The sequence below is a fragment of the Clostridium sp. KNHs205 genome, from assembly GCF_000702945.1.
Taxonomy (GTDB): Bacteria; Bacillota; Clostridia; order Lachnospirales; family Lachnospiraceae; genus Anaerocolumna.
The window spans coordinates 16,037-32,994 of the sequence record NZ_JNLE01000003.1 but is presented as its reverse complement, the minus strand read 5'-3'; the positions used below and the strand labels follow the sequence as shown (position 1 = coordinate 32,994).

Sequence of the window (16,958 nt, the reverse complement as noted above, 5' to 3'; positions counted from 1 at the left end):
AACTAATTTTGTACACGAATGCTCTATATAAATGACTAAATGGTGCAGCTGCAATTAAGCTATATTTTAAGCCTATATTTTAAGACCTAAAATTAGCACTGGTTCAGAACAGTTATTTGAAGATGTAATTATAAATATTGCTTTATCCCCCTCGACTTTCCTCTACACACTGTTGCAAGAGACATTACCAATTTTATGTATATAAAGGTACAATAATTGCTCGCTTTAGCACACAAAAATTGCAACAGGCCTTTCAGGCAGCACATTGCAGGAAACAGGGGGACTTCTTACAGTATTAAATTGATTTTGCAATACCTTCTTTTTTTCTTATTATATTGTACGAACCCGAATGCATAAAATTAAGAAAAACAAGGAAAAGCATTATGAAAAAGCAAATTGAAAAATCTCTTAACATTGAAAGGGAGGAATACAAACAGGACAATGTTCAATTTGTTATAATCCATCGTAAACCGCCTGCTACAGATCTGCAAAATGTAAAAGAAGAACTCTATAGAATATTTAAGAAATATGAATAGTGGTTGTCCATAATTGATTAAGTTACCTACAGTTTGTGAGAACGTATTTTTCATGGGAAATATAACGGAGGAGCTTAGTTTAAATGAAAGGTAGATATATTGCATTATATGGAAGGCAATCACTCTATAAAGAAGACAGTATTTCTGTTGAAACACAGATTGAGTACTGTAAATATGAAACACATGGGGAACCTTATAAAATATATATAGACAAGGGATACAGCGGAAAAGATATTAACCGGCCAGCCTTTGAAGAAATGCTCTCGGATATAGAAAAGAGACTTATCTCCAGTGTTGTTGTATATAAGCTGGATCGTATCAGCCGTTCTATCTTAGATTTTTCTAATATGATGGAAGTCTTTCAAAAATATGAGGTGGAATTTATCTCAACTACTGAGAAATTTGACACTTCCACCCCCATTGGAAGGGCGATGCTTAACATTTGCATTGTATTTGCGCAACTGGAAAGAGAAACTATCCAGAAAAGAATAGCAGATGCATATTATGCAAGAAGTAAAAAGGGTTTATACATGGGCGGCCGGGTACCCTATGGTTTTAGGTTAGAAAAGACCACAATAGACGGTATTCACACTTCTAAATACGTACCTATCACTGAGGAAGCAGAACATATTAAGCTAATATACGCCATGTACGCAGAAGCAGGTACTTCTTTGGGAGCTATTATACGGTACTTTAAAGAAAATCATATAGAAAATATGCGAGGTGTACCCTGGAATACAGCCAGATTGTCTGAATTAATACGTAATCCTGTTTACGTCAGGGCAGATGCAGATGTGTATAATTTCTATAAAAGTCAGGGGACTAACATAATTAACCCCATAGAAGACTTTACTGGACAGAATGCCTGTTATTTGTATAGCGGGACAAAGGATGAGAGTAATAAGCTTTCTAATCTGACTGATAAAGATTTAGTATTAGCTCCTCATGAGGGGCTTATAACATCTAAGACCTGGCTCAAATGCAGGAATAAATGTTTAGAGAACAGGCAATCTGCGACAAATCTGAAAGCAAAAAATTCATGGCTTATAGGAAAAGTGAAATGCGGAAAGTGCGGCTATGCACTAACGGTTACAAAAGCAAATACAAAATGGGGAAGGTATTTCGTATGCAGTAACCGTCTCAATATGAAGGCCTGTGAAGGTGTAGGTATGACAATATATGCAGATATACTGGAACAGTATCTCTTTACAGCAGTAAAGAATAAATTATGCGAATTAAATGTTCTGACTACAACAGATGAACCCGTCATGGATCATAAATTAAATGAACGAAAAATTAAACTGGGCAGGCTTGAGGCTGAAATAGAAGAGCTGGTTAGTAAAATAAACAATGCAAATGAAGTCTTGATGAAATACATAAATGAGAAAATTGAAGTTCTGGATGCAGAAAGAACAGAGCTGAAGAAGACAATTGACCTATTGAACAATACTCCCTGTGATAAGAATATGCTCATAATAGTAAACCCCGCTGATAAATGGGAGAAACTTTCCTTTACGGATAGACAGGCAGTCGTAGATGCTCTGATTACCGTAATCTATATTTCTGGAAACCAGATAGATATCATATGGAAAGTATAAAGTTTACTTTTTTTGTTATATAACGAAGCAGACTATATATAATATACTTGATAGTACCCGATTGGTAAAACACAACGGGTACTATCAAGTATATAAATGCCCACAAAGTAATGTATAAAAAAGAATCAGCGATGTATAAGAAGAGCTGAAAGGTATTGAAAGATGAAGTTCAATATCTTTTTTTATTGCTGGAATAACGGTGTGACATGGAATATAAGGCATGACATAAATGACTAATATAATAGTTGACATATAATGGAACAGGTGCTATATTTAAGATTGTAAAATACTTACATCAAGAAAACAATATTTCAATGAGAGTAAATGGCACATTATTTGTCTACTAAAGGTTCACTATAACACAAAAGTAAAATAAAATAGGATATACGTTTTAGGCTAATTCCTAAAACGTATATTTCTTTATGCCATATTAGATTAATAATATGGCATTATCTTTAAATATAGGAGATATAATTATATGCTAAAACATCTGAAGAACAATTTGAAACGATATATAGTAATAGGAATACTGCTTATAGTATTATTAGGATATTTTTTCATGCCTCAATCATTTAATGTTAACGGCGAGGAAAAAGTTTATATTCAAATAGATAAAGAAATAGAAGGTATAAATTGTTACTATGTATTGAATGAACAAGAAATTAATAGTCTGGTTAAAATACTTGAAAAATCGAAATTTTATCGAGGTGCAGCAAAGCCGGAGAGGATGTTTTCCAACAAAACTATACATGTAACAATACAGGGCGACCTTAGTCCTATTATAACAATTTATTATGATAATGAGAAAACTTTTGTTTGGTCATATATATCTACTGGGATATTGTTCGATGGTTATTATAGAATAAGTAATAGTACAGAGGTTAGAAGGTTTATTGAAAATATCGTTAATGGGAAAATTACTGAATTTTTAAAAATCCCAACTCAATAGGTACATTTGAATTGGGGATAACAGAGAGCAAATCCATAAAATATCGGGGAATAACTTCAGTAATCAGATAAATGAACTTCATTTTCTGATAAACAGGCAGTAGTAGATGCTCTTATTTCCATAATCTATATTTCAGGAGCCAAAGATCCAATTAAATTGTATACATGGGCTGATGCATGCACTGTAAAATTTAATTCGGCGACGCATTCTATTGCTTCAAACGGAGGTAGCATCAATATTACAATCGGATTGCATTTTGATGTATATTATACTTTAATGGGACTTCCTTCTAATAGAAGTTATGATAAAAACCATAGTAACACAGTATCAATGCAAAATGGTTCATTGCCCAAATAATTAAATTGAAGAGGTGAATATTAATTGAGAAGTACTAAATTGTGGAAAACAATTTCTATTATAAGTTGTATCGTATTAATATTAAGTTTAATTAGTCTTTACTTAATTTATAATAATTATTATGATTACTCATGGGTTTCTGATTATGGGAAAATAATGAAAGTCATAGTTTCGTTTTTTCAAACATTATTTATTTTTAGTACCCTCATTTATATTTACTTAAAAAAGTATAAAAATACTTAATGATTACCAATCCTTATATTTCAACATTATAAATATTATATACTTGTAAGTACTTCAAAAGATGTCGATTGCATATATACCAACTGTGGCTGTATATTAATTCTATCATTTTTTGAAGCACCTATTATTATATCGTAAACGCTCCATAGTGGGTGTGTAGATTTTGCCCTATTCATTTGAGATAATAAATAGACTCACCCAATCAAAAAAGTTGAGGCTCAACTTTTTTGACATCGATAGGAGGAAAGTCTATCTATATTTTGGGAAATCAGATAGATATAACCTGGAAAATTTAATTGTGCTTTGTACTGCAGATGAAGAATTTTACAGTAAATATGTTGTAATGAATGCTGATAGGGCTATAATCCACTTGATACTACCCGATTCGGTGAATCATTAAGAATCGTTCAGGATAATCTGGATTCCAAGAACTTCTATGCTTTCAACCCGGCATTTGACAAATAAGAAAGTCATTAAGAAGGGTAGGGAGCAAGTGATTTTAAGGAAGGGTTATTCCCTTCCTTTTCAATATAATACCCTGAAGGATAAGATACTATAAAAGGCTGAATACTATTTATATTCCTCGTGAACAAACCTGCTAAATCAGCAGTTTTAAGTATAAATTAGAATTATTAAAAAACACTAAACATACTTGTATTTATTACAAATTATGATACTATATATGACATATACTAATGTTGACAGACAATACGGACAAAATAACAACCGATAGAAGCGGATTACAGGAGGTAATAGAATGGATTTTTTTGAAAAAGTTAGCGGCACTATTACAGAAAAAGGAAAAGAATTATCTAAGAAAGCCAAAGAGCTGGCAGATATTGCAAAGCTAAGCAATCAGGTAAGCAGTGAGAAAGATAAAATAAATAAAAACTATCTTGAAATCGGCCGTGCTTATTATAATGCACATGTAACCGATGAGAATTATGATTATGAAGGCTTATGTGGAGAGATAACCGTCTCCATGGATAAAATATCGCAGTTAAAGAAGGACATCCAGAGCTTAAAGGGAACAAAATTATGCGAGACCTGCGGTGTTGAGCTTTCAAAAGAGGCAGCCTACTGTTCCAGCTGCGGCGCCAAAGTAGCTGAAGAAGAAGTGGCAGAGGAAGAGGAAGTCGTAGAAGATATCATTCATGTTGTTGATGATGTTACCGAAGAAAAAGAATTATAAGATATAAAAGAAAAAAGCTGATACATTACGTACAGCTTTTTTCATATCTTATTGTAGAAATTTTTTGTTAATATATACTTTTAATTAAAAATAAATAATGTTATCCGATTAACCGTATTCATAACATTATTTATATATCTAGGACAAGTTTACTACAGGGCAGCCTCAGATTCCGCTATTTTATTCTTAATGGTTTCTGATACATAAGCAGCGATGTCGTTGGACTTCATTCCTTTGTAATCATCATAATACAAAGGTTTCAAATAATGAATCTGTACACTGGTCTTTTTAATGGAATGGGTATCGAACACCTTATAGGAATCCAGAATAGCAATAGGAACAATAGGGCATTTGGCATTCATGGCAGATTTAAAGCTGCCTCCTTTAAATTCCTGGATCTGATTCCCGTTTTTTGATCTGGTACCTTCGGGAAAGATAAGATAATTTTTCCCTTGTTTCACTTCTTCTGTGACCTCATTCAATACCTTTAAGGACTGTCTTACATCCTCTCTGACAATAAATTTGGAACCAAGTAAAGTGAAAACATCCCGCAGGAAAGGTATGTTCTGTATTTCTATTTTCGATACAGTTGCAAAGGGCTTATCGTGAGTCTCCAGAAGCAAAAGGGCATCAAAGAGTCCCTGGTGGTTTCCGAAAAGGATATAACCGGATTCTTTTGGGAGGTTTTCTGTCCCGGTACAGGTTATATGTACCCCTCCTCGGCGGTTGGCCTTAACAGTCAACCGATGGAGAAAAGCATAACGGGTCTGTTCACTGTATTTATCAGGATGTTTCTTATATTTGTTTAATAGATATAACCAGTAAGGCAGCTGAAAGATGCTCCTTAGTACCATTAACAAGATTCTTTCCATAGTAACCTCCATCTGTATGCCTGAGCACACATTCTATCAGGATGTTGAAACTATCTTTTCTTCCAACCTATTATCCGTGTATGCACAAAAGACTTGTGATACTGCTGAAATAGTAGTTTGAAAAATGCAATGCATTTTAATTGGCATTCATGCATTGCAGAATTGTATATTTGCACATTTGCAAGTTATCTTATAACTTTTTCATGCCAGTATTAAATTACATGATATCATAGCCTTTTAACATGCGGGCTCTGCTTGGATGTCTTAATTTCCTTAAGGCTTTGGCTTCAATCTGGCGGATACGTTCACGGGTAACGTTAAATTCCTTACCAACTTCTTCAAGTGTTCTGGTTCTGCCGTCCTTTAAGCCGAAACGAAGGATGAGCACTCTCTGCTCTCTTTCTGTAAGAGTCTCTAAAAGCTTGGAGATCTGATCCTGTAATACGGAATAGGAAGCTGCATCTTCAGGCCCCATAATGGAATCATCCTTGATAAAATCACCTAAATGGCTGTCATCTTCTTCACCGATAGGCGTATCCAGGGAAATGGGATCTGCGGATACCTTCAGGATTTCTCTTACCTTTTCAATAGGCAGCTTCATTGCATCTGCAATTTCCTGCTCGGAGGGTTCACGGCCTAAGCTCTGTAAAAGACTTCTGGATACACGATATGTCTTATTGATAACTTCAGACATATGTACCGGAATACGTATGGTTCTGGACTGATCGGCTATGGATCTTGTGATAGCCTGACGAATCCACCAGGTAGCATAAGTACTGAATTTATAACCTTTACTGTAATCAAATTTATCAACGGCTTTAATAAGACCTAAGTTACCCTCCTGGATTAAATCAAGGAAAGAAAGACCGCGGCCTACATAACGCTTTGCAATGCTGACAACAAGCCTTAAGTTGGATTCAGCAAGGACCTGCTTGGCATGGGCATCACCCTCTTCAATTTTCTTGGCAAGTTCAATTTCTTCTGCCACGGACAATAAGGGATAACTACCGATTTCCTTCAGGTACAGTTTTACCGGGTCATCAGACATGGTGCCGATCATGGATAAATCATCAAAATCCAGTAGCGCGGCTTCATCACTGTCTTCTAACTCCAGTATGATCTCATCATCAGGTTCATCCTCTTCAATGGGATTTAAAATGACAATGTTATGTGCCTCAAGATACTCATATATTTTATCGATTTGCCTTACATCAAGGTTCATCTCTTTAAAAAAATCGTTGACCTTCCCTACATCCACTACACCTTTATTGTCATTGGCATAGGACAGTAGTTCTTTAAGTCTTTCTTCAAAATTATGTGTTGCTTCGCTCATCATATTCCTCCATGGGTCTCATTGTTGCACAATACGATAAAAAAAGAAACCCTTTACAAAATTAAGTGCCCCAAGTCTAGTATGATTAATCATGGGACATTTCATGCAAAATATTTAGTAAATAAGTTTCATGGGACGAAATTACCACCAAATATCATTATAGCACAGGCTGTCCGATAAGAAAAGATAAATTTTATCACAAAAACCGAAATAACACGAAAAAGGTACAAGAGATTATCATGTCCAAACATCTTTAGAATAAAATATGTGACAGGTCATCAAAATATCCATTAAATAATAAAATGTCAGTATTCCACTTTAGTAGTATTGATTTATATCTTTATAAAATAGTATTGATTAAAAGTCTTTACCGACTTGACAAAGGTATTCCTTATAAATTATGCTGAAGTTATTAATTTCCAGTTAATTATACGATTTTTTAAAGGAGGATTCCCAATGCCCTATATTAGCACAAAAACCAACATTGCAATAACAAAAGAGAAAGAACTTATCATAAAGGAAAAACTCGGTAAGGCAATCGGTATTATACCCGGGAAAAGCGAAACCTGGCTTATGCTGTCCTTTGAAGGAGAGGCAAGCCTCTATTTCCAGGGCAAAAATGATAAGCCCATTGCTTTTGTTGAAGTAAAACTCTTCGGAAAAGCAGACAGTAATTCCTATAACAAGCTTACTTCCGAGATTACGAACATCTTAGAAGCAGAACTTGGTATCGAACCAGGTAAAATTTATGTAAAGTATGAAGAGGTAAGCCACTGGGGCTATAACGGTAATAACTTCTAGTAGTACTGGTTAACTGTACAAGACAGTTATTAACTACGTTTCCGGAGTTAAGCCCAGATAACCGCCAAGCAGGGTGTTTCGAAGAGAAAATGTGTTTTCAAACACGCCCTGATTTATGGATATGTGTAGTAAATCAATAGAAGCAAACAAAAATTACAACTAACGGACAGCTGCCAGAATTCGCAGCTGTCCTTCTTTGTTGAATGGGTAGTATGAATTCAAGGACATTTCACACTTCTTATTTGGGCAGTACCGCAAAATCTTGCGGTAAACATGGGTGTTAAGTTGAATTATTCAAATACTAAGTTCACACCCTGATTAATGGCAGTGTAACATCTGTAAGCAGATGCGTATGCAGGGAGTGCTGACATATTCGGTCTGTTCGCACGGGGTTACATAGGCGGCAGCCCAAAATAATTGAGCAGTCCCTGATAAATGGCATAAGCAAAGTCATACTGTCTGTTTGCTAATTTCTGAGCGTCGTTGTAATTCGTAATATAAGCAAGCTCTATCAGTACTGCAGGCATATTGGTTCTTCTTAATACATAGAGGGAGGGATTGATACGCACACCGTTGTTGTAAGTATCCAGCCGGTCTACAATAGCCAGCAGGATACGTTCAGCCAGATAGTATGACTGGGAATAATTCTCGTAAACATAACATTCTGTTCCGTTTAAGGCGGGATTGTCACTTGCATTACAGTGGATACTTAAGAAATAATCAGCAGGCCAGGTATTGGCAAGACGTACCCGTTCTGCAAGACTGGAGGTGTTACTGTAACCTAACACCTGTTCCGGACTGGTTCTGGAGGTGCGGGCTTCAAATCTGGGGTCGCCATTTAAAATATTTGCCAGATAAATACCTACCTGATAGGTAATATCCTGTTCCCTTAATCCGAAACCCTCTGCACCTGCATTAATTCCCTGGGGATTATGGCCCTGATCTATAAAAATTCGAATAGCCAAGATAATGCTCCTTTAAGATCTATTATTACATCATATTCCGGGATTTATAATTTGCTACTGATGACGCGAATTTTTCAATTTAGTTTCTTTGTACCAAATATACTTTTGCTGTGACAAAAAGGATGGAAGGTCTTGACAGCAGTACTGGAAGGAGTATAATGTGAAATGTGCATATGCACATATTAATTTGAATTAACAGTCAAGCAGCGATGGAAGTAAAAGGTTTATTTGTTCTGTAAGCGGGAAATTACTGATATCCGCAGAAAGGAGCATTCCTTGCCGGGAAATGAGAAATGCAGATTTGTATGTGCAGAATATAAATACAACTCTATTGAGCCTGCAGCGGAAGGAAAGGAATACAAAGAACTGCAGATGGATGAGATGGAGGCATTAAGGCTATGTGATTTTGAGGGGATGGACCAGGAAATGGCAGCCCACAGCATGAATGTATCCAGAGGCACTCTCCAGCGTATTTTGTACTCTGCAAGGCATAAGGTTACCGAAGCCCTTATTGAAAACAAGGGTATTGTTATAACAGGCGGAAACTATAAGGTTTCTACCGGCTGCAGATGCAGCCTGAGATGTAAAAAATGCAGAAAAGAGGTCACAGAAAATGAGTGAGACATATGAGACACAAAGCAGCTGCGGAGACAGCTGTTCAAGCTGTCAGGCTACCTGCTCCTCCAGAAAAGGGGAACAGCAGGACTTAAAGGAACCCCTGAATCCATACAGCAAAGTAAAAAAGGTTATTGGAATCGTAAGCGGTAAAGGCGGAGTGGGAAAGTCCTTTGTTACTTCCTATTTAAGTGTACTGCTTAACAGAGAAGGATATAATACAGCAATCCTGGATGCAGATATCACAGGGCCGTCAATTCCGAAAGCCTTCGGGATACACAGTAAAGCCCAGGGAAATGAAATGGGTATATTTCCATCCATTAGTAAGACCGGCGTAAGAGTCATGTCTGTTAATCTTCTTCTTGAGACAGAAGATACTCCTGTTATCTGGAGAGGACCGGTTATTGCAGGAACTGTAAAGCAATTCTGGTCAGATGTTATCTGGGATGATGTGGATTATATGTTTGTAGATATGCCCCCTGGTACCGGCGATGTTCCTCTGACAGTGTTTCAGTCCCTGCCCGTGGACGGCATTATTATCGTGACTTCTCCTCAGGAGCTGGTATCCATGATTGTATCCAAAGCTGTTAATATGGCAGAGGCAATGAAGGTTCCAATTCTTGGGTTGGTGGAGAATTACAGTTACTTAGAATGCGGAAACTGCGGAGAAAGAATCAGCGTTTTCGGAAAAAGCCATGTGAATGAAACTGCTGAGAAGTTCAAGCTGCCCGTACTTGGAAGAATTCCGATCAATCCCGCTATAGCAGAATCTGTAGATGGAGAAAAAATTGAAGAGTTAAAAGGCGACTGGTTAAATGATGCCGTAGGTGCCTTAAAAGGTCTTCTGTCAGAGAAAAAGAAAGTTGAGAATACCTCTTTTATCCGTTTAGCTGTACCTACAGATGGAAGTAATAATGTATTTGGTCATTTTGGAAAGGCTACAGAATTCACCCTTTATGAAATTTTAGATGGTACCCTGACCGGAAAGACTTTATTGACCTCTGCCGGAGGGGGGCATGGACAGTCCGTAGAGCTTATGAAAAGAGAGAAAATCAATACGGTGCTCTGTGGCGGTATCGGTATGGAAGCCATGGAAGGCCTCATGAATAACGGTATTCTTGTAGTACCGGGAGCAACAGGTGATGCTGACGTAGCAGCGGCAGCTTATCTGGACGGAAGTTATAAAAGCGGTAATCCCTCGGCTGAAAGTCAGTCAGTCTGTTCCTGTAATAAGGAAGAACATAAGGAACAAAAGGATTGCGGCTGCAAAGAATCCGATAGCTGCAGCTGCCACTAGAATAATTTAATTGTTATTTCTTATCAAGCAGTGTACCACGCTTGACGGCATTGGTGCCGAACTTTTCACGGATGGTATCAAGGGCTTTATCAAGTTTCTCCTTTTTAACATCTTCCTGATAATCAAAGAGGGAAAGCTGGGTATAGTCTTCCTCCTCCTTCAGCTTGCTGGCTCTTACGCCAAGCAGTCTTAAGGGTGCACCTTTCCAGGCTTCCTTTAATAACTTACAGGCACTTTGGTATATTGTATCCGTGGTATTGGCAGGTGAGAGAAGAGTTTCCTGATGAGAGGAGTTATTAAAGTCACAGTCTCTCATTTCGACGGTGATACAGGCTGCTCTTACATTATCCTTACGAAGCCTGGTGCCGACGGTCTCGCTTAAGGATAGCAGAACTTCTTTGGCACTTTCCATATCCGTTACATCAGCAGCCAGAGTGATACTGTTACCGTAACCTTTGCTGGCAGCCGGACTGCTTTCCACGGCTCTTGTGTCTATTCCCCTGGCATAAGCATAAATCAGTTCTCCGTGCTTCCTGCCTAAGTGGGCTTTTATGATAGCTGGATCTGTGGCGGCAATATCTCCGATGGTCTTAAGCCCAAGACTTCTTAAGATTCTGGCCGAAGACCGTCCAACAAAGAAAAGTTCATTCAAAGGAAGCGGCCACATTTTCTTTTCAATTTCATGGGGAAACAGAGTGTGTATTTTATCTGGCTTTTCAAAATCAGAAGCCATTTTTGCCAGCAGTTTATTGGAGGAGATACCGATATTTACGGTGAAATTCAGTTCTTCCCTAACTCTTTTCGCAATTTCCTCTGCCAGTTTCAGCGGGTCTTTTGCAGCGGGGATTCCAGTCATATCAAGAAAGGCTTCATCAATGGAAAAGGGTTCAATGGCAGGTGTATACTGATTTAATATATCCTTTAAGGACTTGGAGTACTGTTCGTAAAGGCCGTGATTAGGGGGCACCAGATAAAGGGAAGGACATTTCTTAAGGGCATGAACGACCGGTTCACCGGTATTGATTCCGAAGGCTTTGGCAGGATGGGATTTGGCAAGTATAACGCCATGCCGTTTTGATAGATCACCACCTATTGCAGAAGGAATCGTACGGATATCGAAAGTATCTCCTTGCTCCAGCCGGTGCACAGCCTCCCAGCTTAAGAAGGCAGAATTAACGTCAATGTGAAATATTATTTTATCATACATAATGCTCTGCATTCCTCCGGGATTTTATATTTGAAATGTAATACAGCTTCAGTTTTTTATTTTATTCCATTCATGTTCTCATAAGTAGACTGTACTATTATAACACAAACATGCATTCGGGGTAAATACCGGGAAACGGATTCTGTCTGCTGATCTTTGACAATGAAATAACAAATGAAAATGAATACCGAAAAATTTATTTTCTTTTTCGGACAAATAGGTTATAATATCTAGAGGTTTTTATTTCAAGTAAACAAACTCACACAAATGGAGGTATGGATATGCTAGTTTCAGCAAAAGAAATGCTTACTAAAGCAAAGGCCGGACATTATGCAGTAGGCCAGTTCAATATTAATAACTTAGAGTGGACAAAGGCAGTTCTCTTAACTGCTCAGGAATTAAATTCACCTGTAATCCTTGGCGTTTCTGAAGGTGCTGGTAAATATATGTGCGGATATAAGACCGTTGCAAGTATGGTATCAGCTATGATAGATGAATTAAAGATTACTGTTCCCGTTGCTCTTCACTTAGATCACGGCAGCTACGAAGGTGCATTCAAATGTATCGAAGCTGGATTCTCTTCCATCATGTTCGATGGTTCCCACTATCCTATCAATGAGAACATTGAGAAAACAACTGAATTAGTTAAAATCTGCGCTGAGAAAGGACTTTCACTGGAAGCAGAAGTTGGTTCTATCGGCGGTGAAGAAGACGGTGTTGTTGGTGCTGGTGAAATCGCAGATCCTAATGAGTGTAAATCCATTGCAGACCTTGGTGTAACAATGCTTGCAGCAGGTATCGGTAACATTCATGGAAAATATCCTGAGAACTGGGCTGGTCTTAACTTCGACGCTTTAGATGCTATCCAGCAGTTAACAGGAGATATGCCTTTAGTACTTCATGGTGGTACAGGTATTCCTGAAGAAATGATCAAGAAAGCAATCTCTCTTGGTGTTGCTAAGATCAATGTAAATACAGAGTGCCAGCTTACTTTTGCTGCTGCAACACGTAAGTACATTGAAGATGGCAAAGACCTTTCCGGAAAAGGTTTTGACCCTCGTAAGCTCTTAGCTCCCGGTTTCGAAGCGATCAAAGCAACTGTTAAAGAGAAGATGGAACTTTTCGGTTCTGTAAATAAAGCTTAATTTATTGAATTATATACCTTTAAAAGGTATAAACATAAAGATACTTGAGTAATAAATTGATCTCTAAATAAAAGGGAGTGCCGCAATATTTCGCGAAATATTGCGGCACTCCTTTTATTTAGGCATCTGTTACTTTTACATGTAAATATATACTATTACCGCTTAACCTTGGATTAATGTCAATTACCCGGATATGTCAACACTAAAACTCTTTTACTCAGGTATAATTTTTTGAATAAAAAACTTCATGCAACATTAATAATAGCAATTTTCTTAAGTTTACTAAAACGGATGCAACATTAATGAAACGATTAAGCACTATTATTAACGATAAATGCACAAAATATTGACAGGATAAATAGAATATCCTATAATAGCACCAGTCAACAAAATGCATTGCAACTTGTTTTGAAATTAAGTAAAATAATGAAAGAAAAAAGGCAACAGTGAAAGGAGACAAGAAAGTGGGATATTTAGAGAAATATAAGCAGTGGACAACGGACGAGTACTTTGATGCGGAAACCAGAAATGAGCTCTTGGCCCTTGAAGGTAATGACGGTGAAATCAAAGACCGCTTCTATAAAGACCTTGAATTTGGTACAGGAGGACTTCGTGGAGTATTAGGCGCTGGAAGCAACCGTATGAATCTCTATACTGTAAGAAAAGCAACACAGGGTCTTGCCAACTTTATCATAAAGCAGGGTGGACAGGAGAAGGGAGTTGCCATTGCTTACGATTCCAGAAGAATGTCTCCGGAATTTGCAGCAGATGCGGCACTTTGCCTTAATGCAAACGGAATAAAAGCATATGTATTTGAATCCTTAAGACCGACACCGGAACTTTCCTTTGCGCTTAGAGAATTAGGCTGTATTTCAGGTATCGTAATAACAGCCAGCCATAACCCGCCGGAATACAATGGTTATAAGGTGTACTGGGAGGATGGCGCGCAGATTACTTATCCTAAAGATGTAGAAATAATCAGTGAAGTTAATGCCATTACAGACTATTCTGCGGTTAAGACCATGGATTTAGAGACAGCAAAGGCAAAAGGCCTCTATCATACCATAGGTGCAGAGATTGATGACAGATATATGGAAGAGCTTAAGAAGTTAGTAGTAAATCCTATTGCTGAAGAGTGTAAGGATATGAAGATCGTATACACACCTCTTCATGGTACCGGTAACCTTCCTGTAAGAAGAATATTAAAGGAACTTGGCTTTACCAATGTATATGTAGTACCGGAGCAGGAACTTCCCGATGGTAATTTTTCCACAGTAGGTTATCCTAATCCCGAGGACCCCAAGGTATTTACCCTTGCAAAGAAACTGGCAGACGAAGTAGGTGCTGATATTATCCTTGCTACAGATCCTGATGCTGACAGACTTGGTGTTCAGGTAAGAGGAACAGACGGGGAATTCGTACTGCTTACCGGAAATATGTCAGGTGCCCTGATTGCAGAATATGTATTTTCACAGAAAGCTGCCCATAATACACTTCCTGCAAATGCTGCACTTATTAAGACAATCGTTACCGGAAATATGGCTGACAGAATTGCTGCTCACTATAATGCTGAATTAATCGAAGTACTTACCGGTTTCAAATATATCGGAGAGCAGATTAAGTTATTTGAAGAGACCGGCTCTAACGAATATGTATTCGGCTTTGAAGAGAGCTATGGCTGTCTGATTGGTACACATTCCAGAGATAAGGATGCTGTTGTAGCGGTTATGACTTTATGCGAAGCAGCGGCATATTATAAATCTCAGGGTATTACCCTTTATGAGCAGATGAACCATGTATTCGAGAAATACGGATATTTTAAAGAGGATCTTGTTTCCGTTACCTTAAAGGGTATTGAAGGTATGGAAAAGATTAAGGAAATTATGGGTAACTACCGTAAGAATCCGGTGAAAGAAGCTGGCGGACTGAAGGTATTAAAGTTCAGAGATTATGAGAGGGATACTATCACTGACCTTGCGACAGGTGCTGTAACACCTACAGGACTGCCCAAATCCGATGTACTGTATTTTGATCTGGAGGAGGATGCCTGGTGTGCAGTTAGACCCTCCGGTACCGAACCTAAGATTAAGTTCTATTTTGGTGTAAAGGGAACCAGTCTTTCTGATGCTGCTGAAAAGCTTGATAAACTGGTAAAGGATGCTGCATTTGCGGTAGGCTGATGATATAGCTATAGGGAATTCAAGGGTGTGAAGTAGTGTGCTGATAGGTGGGTTTTCACAAGGGGACGGCAAATCGCACAAAGCAGAAAAACTCATGCTTCAATTCCAAGGTATAAGAAGTCCTAATTCTCTGGATATTTTATGCTGGACATAATATAAAACCGATAACTCGCTACGCTCAGACAATCGGTTTTATATTATAGCAAAAAATATCCAGAGAAAAGGACTTCTAATACCTTTCCATAGGCGCATTCGTTCTTCTGCTTTGTACGATTTGCCTGAAACTATATGGAAACAAGGGTTTTTGGTACTTGAATCATGGCATTGATGTCTATAACTAAGAATAAACTATAAGCAAAGAATAAACTATAAACAAAGAATAAACTGTAAACAAAGAATAAACTATAAGCAAAGAATAAACTGTAAGCAAATAATAATTAGTAAACAATAAAGCAATCTCCCTTTTCCAATCATAAGGAAAGGGGGATTGCTTTATTGTTATATAAGAAATTTTGTAGTTTATTCTTAAGAACTGGAAAGTACTGAAATATTTTAAAGAACTGAAAAAATACTGAATTATTCAAATATACTATAAGTAAAATCCTATAATCCGTTTGTATGAATTCTTCTGGAAATGATAATTACTTAGTTAACGAATAGCAGCAAATTATATTTTTACAGAGATTTTTACAGTTTCTGTCCGCAGTTTCCGCAGAAGTTGGCACCGGTGGTTTTCGCACCGCAGTTAGGACAGAAGTTAGGTTTTGTGCCGTTACTGGAGCTTGAGGTCTTAAAAGTCTGGTTGTTGTTCATTTGTTCAAATACCTGATTTGCTATATTGAGACCCATCATCATACCGGCCATATCAGAAGCCATACCGCCGCCTTTGTTGTCTCCGGAGAACATGCCGTCTGTGACTTTAACCTGCTGATAGCGGTTAATGTCACCAATCATATTATAAGAGGCATTCTTATTAATCATTGCCTGTATTTCTTCCGGATAGGTAAAGCTCATTATCTGAAAGCCCGATGCGGTAAGGCCGGTGTCAAAGAGCTGCATATCCAGATCGGTCTTAATACCGGCTGCAATATCATAGGAATTGCTTTGCAGATTGAACATGTCCTTACCTTCTTTTGCAATCCATTTCATCAGAAGCTGGTCTAAGAGGGCGGTTATACGAAGCTTTACATCCTCTACCAGATAACTTTCCCTTATGCCTGCAATCTTATCAATGAGCTTGACATAATCGTTTACGCGGAACTGGAAGGTACCGTTGGCACGTACGGGCATACCGCCGGGCAGGGAAGGTGCTGGTATGTTTATGGCATTTTTCGTTCCCCATTTAACAGTGAACTCTTTGGTATTTACAAAGAGGACTTCAGCCCTCATGCCGCTGTTAAAACCGAATTTAAATCCGCTTAAGGTTGACAGAAAAGGAATAATCTGAGACTCAATGTCATAATCACCTTCATCCTTAAAGATACCTTCCACCTTGCCGTTAAAGAGGAATATGGCATCTTGACCCGGGCGGATTATTAGTTTACTGCCTTTTTTGATTTCCCGGTTGCTCCATTTCCAAAATATCATATCCTCTCTGAATTCTTCCCATTCCACTACATTGGATAATTGATCTTTAAAGAAACCCATTAGTTGTCATCCTTTCTTGTT

Annotated in this window: 14 protein-coding genes and 1 pseudogene; 10 read left to right on the top strand and 5 right to left on the bottom strand. The window is 37.8% G+C overall.

All coding sequences use genetic code 11. The annotated features are described in order from the left end of the window. Positions 1-383: 383 nt before the first annotated feature. The 5 genes and pseudogenes from BR73_RS28570 (at position 384) to BR73_RS0100190 (ending at position 4,875) form a co-directional block, all read left to right on the top strand. Complete coding sequence (locus BR73_RS28570) at positions 384-536, top strand: hypothetical protein (RefSeq protein ID WP_156034555.1); 153 nt, start codon at positions 384-386, stop codon at positions 534-536. A gap of 83 nt (positions 537-619) precedes the next feature. Then, positions 620-2,134, top strand: a complete 1,515-nt coding sequence (locus BR73_RS0100200) for a recombinase family protein (RefSeq protein ID WP_033163913.1) — start codon at positions 620-622, stop codon at positions 2,132-2,134. Positions 2,135-2,612: 478 nt separating this feature from the next. After that, positions 2,613-3,083, top strand: coding sequence for a hypothetical protein (locus BR73_RS0100195; RefSeq protein ID WP_033163912.1), 471 nt, complete (start codon positions 2,613-2,615; stop codon positions 3,081-3,083). A 981-nt stretch (positions 3,084-4,064) separates the two neighbouring features. Beyond that, positions 4,065-4,148, top strand: a pseudogene (locus BR73_RS29240) (manganese catalase family protein); the annotation flags it as partial. Between the two features lie 292 nt (positions 4,149-4,440). Further along, a complete protein-coding gene (locus BR73_RS0100190) occupies positions 4,441-4,875 on the top strand; it encodes a hypothetical protein (protein WP_051684858.1) in 435 nt (144 codons plus the stop codon). Positions 4,876-5,027: 152 nt separating this feature from the next. Here BR73_RS0100190 and BR73_RS0100185 read toward each other — a convergent pair whose 3' ends face one another. Then, positions 5,028-5,747: a lysophospholipid acyltransferase family protein gene (locus BR73_RS0100185; RefSeq protein ID WP_033163911.1), complete on the bottom strand. Its 720-nt coding sequence runs from the start codon at positions 5,745-5,747 to the stop codon at positions 5,028-5,030. Positions 5,748-5,964: 217 nt separating this feature from the next. Then, on the bottom strand, positions 5,965-7,080 hold the full coding sequence (gene rpoD / locus BR73_RS0100180; RefSeq protein ID WP_033163910.1) for an RNA polymerase sigma factor RpoD: 1,116 nt from the start codon (positions 7,078-7,080) through the stop codon (positions 5,965-5,967). A 456-nt stretch (positions 7,081-7,536) separates the two neighbouring features. Between rpoD and BR73_RS0100175 the strand changes: the two genes are divergently transcribed. Further along, complete coding sequence (locus BR73_RS0100175; RefSeq protein WP_033163909.1) at positions 7,537-7,881, top strand: phenylpyruvate tautomerase MIF-related protein; 345 nt, start codon at positions 7,537-7,539, stop codon at positions 7,879-7,881. Between the two features lie 392 nt (positions 7,882-8,273). Here the strand turns inward: BR73_RS0100175 and BR73_RS0100170 are convergent, their stop codons facing one another. After that, entirely contained in the window at positions 8,274-8,846 is a 573-nt protein-coding gene (locus BR73_RS0100170) for an N-acetylmuramoyl-L-alanine amidase (protein WP_033163908.1), read from the bottom strand. A gap of 228 nt (positions 8,847-9,074) precedes the next feature. Here BR73_RS0100170 and BR73_RS26955 point away from each other — a divergent pair, with 228 nt between their 5' ends. Together BR73_RS26955 and BR73_RS0100160 are read left to right on the top strand one after the other, a co-directional pair. Further along, entirely contained in the window at positions 9,075-9,467 is a 393-nt protein-coding gene (locus tag BR73_RS26955; protein ID WP_051684857.1) for a DUF134 domain-containing protein, read from the top strand. Continuing rightward, complete coding sequence (locus BR73_RS0100160; protein ID WP_033163907.1) at positions 9,460-10,758, top strand: P-loop NTPase; 1,299 nt, start codon at positions 9,460-9,462, stop codon at positions 10,756-10,758. The genes BR73_RS26955 and BR73_RS0100160 overlap by 8 nt, the downstream gene beginning before the upstream one ends. 13 nt (positions 10,759-10,771) lie before the next feature. Here BR73_RS0100160 and BR73_RS0100155 read toward each other — a convergent pair whose 3' ends face one another. Continuing rightward, positions 10,772-11,965, bottom strand: a complete 1,194-nt coding sequence (locus tag BR73_RS0100155; RefSeq protein WP_033163906.1) for a DNA polymerase IV — start codon at positions 11,963-11,965, stop codon at positions 10,772-10,774. Between the two features lie 281 nt (positions 11,966-12,246). Here BR73_RS0100155 and fba point away from each other — a divergent pair, with 281 nt between their 5' ends. Both fba and BR73_RS0100145 read left to right on the top strand, forming a co-directional pair. Then, positions 12,247-13,110, top strand: coding sequence for a class II fructose-1,6-bisphosphate aldolase (gene fba / locus BR73_RS0100150; RefSeq protein WP_033163905.1), 864 nt, complete (start codon positions 12,247-12,249; stop codon positions 13,108-13,110). Between the two features lie 464 nt (positions 13,111-13,574). Further along, the gene (locus BR73_RS0100145) at positions 13,575-15,290 is read left to right on the top strand and encodes a phospho-sugar mutase (protein ID WP_033166915.1); all 1,716 of its coding nucleotides are present in this window, start codon (positions 13,575-13,577) and stop codon (positions 15,288-15,290) included. Between the two features lie 687 nt (positions 15,291-15,977). Here the strand turns inward: BR73_RS0100145 and BR73_RS0100140 are convergent. Then, complete coding sequence (locus tag BR73_RS0100140) at positions 15,978-16,937, bottom strand: SPFH domain-containing protein (RefSeq protein ID WP_033163904.1); 960 nt, start codon at positions 16,935-16,937, stop codon at positions 15,978-15,980. Between the last annotated feature and the right edge of the window lie 21 nt (positions 16,938-16,958).